Source organism: Massilia sp. LjRoot122, from assembly GCF_964252725.1.
Taxonomy (GTDB): Bacteria; Pseudomonadota; Gammaproteobacteria; order Burkholderiales; family Burkholderiaceae_D; genus Telluria.
Window position 1 is genome coordinate 38,503 of the sequence record NZ_CAXUPB020000006.1, and the last position, 7,074, is coordinate 45,576.

A 7,074-nucleotide genomic window follows, 5' to 3' on the forward strand; every position below is an offset into this window, starting at 1 on the left:
ATGACGAAAGCGACGAAACACGCCAGGCTCCTGATCCTTGGTTCCGGCCCAGCCGGCTACAGCGCCGCGATTTATGCCGCGCGTGCGAACCTGCAGCCAATGCTGGTGACGGGGATGGAGACCGGTGGGCAACTGATGACCACCACGGATGTCGAGAACTGGCCTGGCGATCCCATGGGAGTACAAGGGCCGGAGCTGATGCAGCGCCTTCAGCAGCACGCGCTGCGCTTCGGGACCGAACTCGTGGTCGACCATATCCAGACTGCTTTGTTGAACGAGACGCCATTCCGCCTCATTGGCGAAACCGGAATCTATACGTGCGACGCATTGGTCATCGCGACCGGCGCTTCGGCGCAATATCTCGGCCTGCCTAGCGAGCAGGCTTACCTGGGGCGTGGCGTGTCGGCATGCGCAACCTGCGATGGCTTCTTTTACCGCGGCCAGGATGTCGCCGTCATCGGTGGCGGCAACACGGCTGTTGAGGAAGCACTCTACCTGAGCCAGATCGCACGTCAGGTCACCCTCGTGCATCGGCGCGACACCTTCCGCGCAGAGCCGATCCTGGTCGACCGCCTCCATGCGAAAGTCGCGGAAGGTAAGGTGAGACTGATCCTCGACAGCCAGCTGCACGAGGTCCACGGTGACGATCAGGGCGTCACAGGGCTCACCCTGCGTTCGAATCTTGGGCAGCTGACCTCGCTCCCGGTGCATGGCGTGTTCGTCGCGATCGGGCACAAGCCGCAGACGACGCTGTTCGCGGGGCAGCTGGATATGGTCGGTGGCTATCTGAAGACCCAGTCAGGCAGCGAGGGCATGGCCACTGCGACATCGAAGCCGGGCGTGTTCGCCGCCGGCGATGTACAAGACTCGGTCTACCGCCAGGCGATCACGAGTGCAGCTTCCGGATGCATGGCCGCGCTCGACGCACAGCGTTATCTGGAAGCGTTCGTGCCGCGTCCAGCCATGGCGCTGGCTTGATGGCACATGGCACGTAGTGACCCTATTTCTCAGCAATCTACTTCGATGAATACTGATATCTCTCTTGATAGCAATGCGACTACCACCGTCTTGCCCACCGTAGTGAACGCGGTCGTGCGGGCCTTAACTGAAGTCTATGGAAATCCGAGCAGCGCCCATTCCATCGGCTTGAGAGCGCGGACTTTGTTGACTGCCGTGCGAACCCGGGCGCGACGAGTGGTCGGAGCAGGCGCCGGCAAGCTAGTGTTCAATAGCGGCGCGACGGAAGGCATACAAACCGCCGTTCTGTCGGCACTTTGTTCAATCAAGGAACAGCGTGAGCGCGGCCTGCCTGCGGGAAGCTTACTCCTGTATGGTGCAACGGAGCACAAGGCGGTACCTGAAAGTCTCACCCACTGGAACCGGGTGCTCGGACTGAACCTCGATATACGCACCATTCCAGTCAATATCGACGGCAGGCACGACCTGGAGACGTTGCGCCGCCTGACTCCCGACGCAGCTCTCGTATGCACCATGGCAGCCAATAATGAGACCGGCGTCATCTCGGATATTGAAGGCATTGGTGCGATACTCGAAGGCAGCAACGCCTTGTGGCTGGTGGACTGTGTGCAGGCCTTGGGCAAGCTTCCTTTGAACCTGGCCTCAACGCGTATCGACTACGCACCGTTCTCCGGTCATAAGTTATATGCGCCGAAGGGGATCGGTATGTTATACGTGCGGTCCGGGGCTCCTTACACTCCACTGATGATCGGCGGTGGCCAGGAAAACGGGGAGCGTTCCGGTACCGAGAACATGTCCGGGATAGCCGCACTTGGTGAGGTGCTCGCTGAACTCGAAAACGGCACCGTATTCCGGGACCATACCGCGTTGGAAAAACTCCGTGGTCTTCTCATTGACACCTTGTCGACGAGTTTCCCTGGCATCGTGTTCAATACCCCCCTCGACAAATCGCTGCCGACCACGTTGAACGTCGCGGTGCCAGGCCTGTCGAGCGCAGACTTGGTCGATGCCCTGGATGCGGCTGGCGTGTGCGTATCAGCGGGCAGTGCCTGTTCAGCCGCAAAAGCCCTGCCATCGTATGTGCTCCAGGCGATGGGACTGCCCGAGTGGCGCACTACCAATGCGTTGCGGATCTCGTTTGGTCCCGCTACGGACGAAGCAACAATTGTTGAGGCTTGTCGCCGCATCCGGCATTGTGGTGAAGCGTTGCGTAGGGCCGGCATGTTGGCTGGTGCCCCTGAATCGCCTCTCAATGGTGTTGTTCAGGTGGCGGCAGGGAAAGTGAATTCCTGGCTGCTCCTGGACGCTGAGCAAGGAATGGCCGTCATCATCGATTCTCGCCCAGAAACCCGGGAACGGATCGCAACGATACTGCTTCGGCACCGTTATGAACACGTCATTGAACTTTCCACCAAAGACGCTGTGACCTGGCCATATTCGGACGACCGCATCACCGTCGGCGGGTCAAGACTACGGCGGATCGTCATCGGCGCGCAAGGTGTTTGCTATGTCCTCGAGACAGCGGATGGTCAGCCGCGGCTGGCCTTTACCGGAGAACTTGGTCGCGCTGAACTTGCCAGCGTATTACCTTCCAATACCATTCTGTGTGGGGGCGAGAGCGAAGCGACTTATTCGACAGTCAAGGTACAACAAGCAAGCGACGTGGATCGATCCCATGACATTCATCTCGACAGATGCGGACTGCAGGTTCTGTTACGCGAACAACCATCCACTGCGCTAGTGGACGTTCGTGAAGCATTCGAACATTTCGCTAGCGCGCACACTGACTTCATGGAGTTCACAGTCAATGTGCCGGTGACGCAACTGGCCAACGCTTTGCCTGCCTGGCTGGCCGACACCGATCGCACTCCGATCGTTTTTGTCTGTCGAAGCGGCAACCGTAGCGAACGCGCCGCACGACACCTGCGCAAGCTTGGCTATGAACAGGCGTTTCATCTTTCCGGAGGGATTGCGTTGACGCCGCCAGTACCGCTGACCGGCTCCTGATTGAATATCCGTGAACTGGCCCGGCCCCGGTCTGCCGGGTCAACGCCCCGCTTGAGTGTGCTATCTGCAACTGCCGTCAGCCGTTTCTTCACCAGATCGTTGTTCTCCACTTGTCCTAAGATGAAAAATTTTGATGGTGCCATGACACTGGCATTGGCACGCCGCTATGTGCAAATCACGCTTGGCCACGTGTCCCGTGAATTTCCGCATAAAGCGGACCACGTGATGGATGGTGCGTACGACCTTTACAGGCCTCGAAGCATTCATCCGGTTTTCTTCGGAAGTTTTGACTGGCATTCATGCGTCCATGGTTTTTGGCAACTCGTGCGCTTGCGTCGTCTTTTCCCATCCATGCCTGAGGCTGGTGCAATCGAAGCATTAATGAATGATCGGCTGACGCGGAGAAATGTCGACGTTGAACTTACCTATCTCCAGCGTGCATCGAGCCGTGGATTCGAACGTCCCTATGGATGGGCCTGGATTTTGAAACTGCAGGCGGAGCTATGCCTCGATGAATCATCCTCGGCGCAGGTCTGGCGAGACGATCTTGAACCGTTAGCGCTTGCGTTTGCGGACCGCTTTAAAAAATTCTTGCCCTTACAGACATATCCGGTTCGTGCTGGGGCGCATGGCAATTCGGCTTTCGCGTTGACACTGGTGAGTGATTTTGCCACCTGCTGCGGCGATACCGAGCTCCGCGCAATGCTGGCAGAGAAGACATTACAGTGGTTTGGTTCAGATACGAATGCTGTGGCGTGGGAACCCTCGGGTGAAGACTTCCTATCACCCACGTTATGCACGGCTCAGGCCATGAAACGCCTGCTCCCCCAGCCTGACTTTCAATCGTGGTTCGAACGCTATTTGCCTGGCCTGGCGCAGCGGGAGCCATCCTCACTGTTTGAGCCGGCACATGTCAGCGATCGGAGTGACGGTCGGATTGCTCATCTTGACGGACTCAATCTATCTCGTGCGTGGGCGTGGCGTGAGCTCGCCTCTTCCTTGGATGGACCGGCCAGAGAAATAGTCGAGAAGAGTGCAAACCAGCATCTGGCTGCCGCATTGCCACACATCGCCGACCATTACATGGGAGAGCATTGGCTTGCTACATTTGCCGTGCTGGCGATGACTGACTCGCCTTCGTAGCGATGGCGGCGGTGGGTTCGGCTGGAATACATGAAACGCCAGTGGGGTACGGCGTTCGCGACGCCATAGATATGTCCTGCTGCAAGAAATGTGTCACCTGAAACACCACCAGAGCCTTCCACTAACCTGGACAGGTATATGCTGAACTGGCAGGAGATCAAGGAACAGCTATACGAGCGAACGGCAACACACACGCAGGAGTCGCCATAGTGAAACGTTGTGGATTCAAGTGCAGCAGGTCCGTATAGTGGCCAGGGATACTTACTTGACTTTCGCGCGTAAGAATCAGTGTGTGATCCAGTACTTCAGCCAGTGATACTCACCTGTCGAATACCAATAATAAATCCCCACACAGCACAAGAACATCGCTGCCACTAAGGCGTCGACGATTCTGATCAGCCAGCGCTGATGGGCGTGACGCTTCTCCAGGTCCTCATAGGGATCTTTGAATTTGGGCACGAGGGCAGCGTGCTTGCTGATGAGCAAATCCGTCTGCTTGCGGATCTCGTCAAGGATCGCCGTTAACGTGTTGTACTGGTTCCGTACCAACAGGTCCATGAGCGCCACGAAGATCACACATCCGAGCATTGTGAGCGAGTTCTGCCACTCGACAAACCCTTTCGGCGTTAGCTTGCTGCCGATTAGGATCAGGGCGGCCGGGATCGCCAAGAGCTGATTCTGGATGTCGGAGAAGACTTTGTTCAACTTGATTGTGTAATCGAGCTTGTGCGCTTTTACCTCGTCAAGTACCTTTTCGAACGAGAACTCGGCGATGTAGAGGTCGTAGCTGTCCCTGTATCGCTGAGTAAAGATCGTGAAGTCGGAGAGCAGCTTGGTGAATCGTGCATCTTCTGCTATGTCCTTCAACAGCTCGTTCAAAATCACCTTAATGATTACCTGACGCTGCCCTTTGTGCTTAGACGAAGTCTCAAACATATCGTGTTCAAGATCCTTCACTTTAGGCACGTCGCGCAGGTCGGCGGCATCGTACTTTACTGGCAACTCCAACTTCGTCTTATTCAAAAACACGAACTTCAAGCCAGACAGCGACTCGTCGCAGTAGTCAGCAACCTCCCGCAGGACTTTCAGGAGAGATAAGATCGCTGCATAGCGTCGCGAGTTAACGGTGTTTATTTTCTCTGCACTAAAATAATCATCTTCGGCTACGTAATAGACTTCCGGAGGCGCATACTTGAAGTTGTGGCTCGCCAGCAAATGCGCCCACGTTGGAGAGAAAAATGCTGACTGGCCTACACCGACTTTGATTTCGACTTCGATCTCTGCATCATTGACCACCTTCTTCATCGTAGGGGCCAGCAACCAATCGAGCTCAGCCAGTTTGACCAGACTAGGCATTAGCGCGTCCGTAACTTTCAGCGTCCCCCGGAAGAACCCGCCAGCAAACTCTGGCCTGCCCAATGCACGGTAAACTTTGACGGCATGATCAAAGGCTGTGGTCATTACATTTCAGCTTCAATTGCAGCGATAAGCGCTGGAGGAAGGTTTGTGATGCGCAGCTCTCTTGTGATTTTATCGTAACGCACACGGTTACCTATCAAGCCGATGTCAAAGTTAATAGTGATGTCTGCATCCTTACCACCGATGCGCATCAGCCTTTTGAACGTGTTTTTGTGCGGCTCGAAACCGTCACCAATCTCGATTGCACTTCGCTCGATGTATTCCTTGAATGCGGTCGGTTTTTGATCGTCGAAGCGCATCGATAGTGCTACCAGACTTACACCCTTGCCGTCGCGTGCCTGTTCCGAGAAATAGTTGAAGGCCTTTTCTTTCATCTTCTTTGCGTCGTCTGCGTCTAACTTCTCTGCAACGCAATAATCGCGGATCGCCTGGATCAACAGACTTGTTTGCTCCTTGGACTCGACGAACTCGGCGCAACCTAGGAAGTTACGGAAGTAGTCTGTGAAGTCCGCATCGGATTTCCCCTTTTTGGCGAACGAAATGTAGTTACCATCCGCAGCACTCCAGTTAGCGACATTGATTCGCGCCGCTTCATGAAGCTTGTCTACGTCCAAGGAGAAGTTCGGGCTCAAAGTCAAAGTAGTCTGATCAATACCGACTCCGCCACGCAATTTCAGCAATACGACCATGAAATAGGTCTTAGCGTGCTCCTCGTAGCGGACAAAAAGCGCGTAGCCACCAGTAGCTAAGGCCTGCTTGTCCATCTCGCGCACCAGCATAGTCATTGCTTGACCGGAGAACTTAAGCATATCTAGTTTGCCAGCCAGGTAGTCGCTCAGCAGACCGCTGAATGGGAATAGGCGAACGTTTGCCTCGAAGGTACCGAACGCACGGCTGGCCGTAGTGCCGTACGTTTTTCGGGCCTTCGCGACGGCTTCCGTCAGGACTGGATCAATCTCAAGGCAAGCTGGTGCAAGAGTGAGCTTGCCATTCCCGTGACGGTCTTTGTCAATGCGATGGACGATCGCTTCTTCGATTTGCATGATGAGTTAGTATATTGGCAATAACAATTAATTGTATCGCTATATCTCATTGATGCATAGAGGAAACTATGCGACGTCATCCGACCTCGCACTCAAGCATTTATTCTCGACAGTGGACCGCCAGGCATAGACGGGCTTTTCGTTACTTGTATAAACGGTCGCTTACCACAAGTTGCTGCGCTAGACAAAATAGTCAGCGAGAAACGATGTATCTCTGTGTGTCGGCGCGACAGGCCAATTAATGCCGATATGTGTCCACAGTAGCGCGATTGGGAAGTATCCGTCGCGCTTAGAGACTACCTTAGCCAGTTAGCGCCACGCTCAGCCGCCGATGCACACCATCCCACAGGTATTGCTGTGCACAACGGCCGGCTTGCCTATAATTAAAAGTAATGCGTATGGTGCTAGTCAGTTAAGATTGACAAACGTAATTCACATTTGACACACATAATCGGCAGTTGACGAACATAATTCCATCTGTTCA

The 7,074-nt window shown here is 55.0% G+C and carries 5 protein-coding genes; 3 read left to right on the forward strand and 2 right to left on the reverse strand.

Annotation, left to right across the window (positions count from 1 at the left end; all coding sequences use genetic code 11):
* From trxB to ACSQ25_RS25895, 3 genes are all read left to right on the forward strand, one after another.
* Complete coding sequence (gene trxB, locus ACSQ25_RS25885) at positions 1–978, forward strand: thioredoxin-disulfide reductase (protein ID WP_436108609.1); 978 nt, start codon at positions 1–3, stop codon at positions 976–978.
* Between the two features lie 45 nt (positions 979–1,023).
* A complete protein-coding gene (locus ACSQ25_RS25890; RefSeq protein WP_436108610.1) occupies positions 1,024–2,985 on the forward strand; it encodes an aminotransferase class V-fold PLP-dependent enzyme in 1,962 nt (653 codons plus the stop codon).
* Positions 2,986–3,126: 141 nt separating this feature from the next.
* Positions 3,127–4,128, forward strand: a complete 1,002-nt coding sequence (locus ACSQ25_RS25895; protein WP_436108611.1) for a DUF2891 domain-containing protein — start codon at positions 3,127–3,129, stop codon at positions 4,126–4,128.
* A 285-nt stretch (positions 4,129–4,413) separates the two neighbouring features.
* On the opposite strand, the gene ACSQ25_RS25900 is transcribed toward ACSQ25_RS25895, so the two are convergent.
* Complete coding sequence (locus tag ACSQ25_RS25900; RefSeq protein ID WP_436108612.1) at positions 4,414–5,589, reverse strand: hypothetical protein; 1,176 nt, start codon at positions 5,587–5,589, stop codon at positions 4,414–4,416.
* A complete protein-coding gene (locus ACSQ25_RS25905; RefSeq protein ID WP_436108613.1) occupies positions 5,589–6,590 on the reverse strand; it encodes a nucleoid-associated protein in 1,002 nt (333 codons plus the stop codon). The genes ACSQ25_RS25900 and ACSQ25_RS25905 overlap by 1 nt, the downstream gene beginning before the upstream one ends.
* Between the last annotated feature and the right edge of the window lie 484 nt (positions 6,591–7,074).

Excerpts from the sequence above, each read along its gene's own strand:
- trxB (WP_436108609.1), top strand. The coding sequence starts at position 1 with ATGACGAAAGCGACGAAACACGCCAGGCTCCTGATCCTTGGTTCCGGC.
- ACSQ25_RS25890 (WP_436108610.1), top strand. The coding sequence starts at position 1,024 with ATGAATACTGATATCTCTCTTGATAGCAATGCGACTACCACCGTCTTG.
- ACSQ25_RS25895 (WP_436108611.1), top strand. The coding sequence starts at position 3,127 with ATGACACTGGCATTGGCACGCCGCTATGTGCAAATCACGCTTGGCCAC.
- ACSQ25_RS25900 (WP_436108612.1), bottom strand. The coding sequence starts at position 5,589 with ATGACCACAGCCTTTGATCATGCCGTCAAAGTTTACCGTGCATTGGGC.
- ACSQ25_RS25905 (WP_436108613.1), bottom strand. The coding sequence starts at position 6,590 with ATGCAAATCGAAGAAGCGATCGTCCATCGCATTGACAAAGACCGTCAC.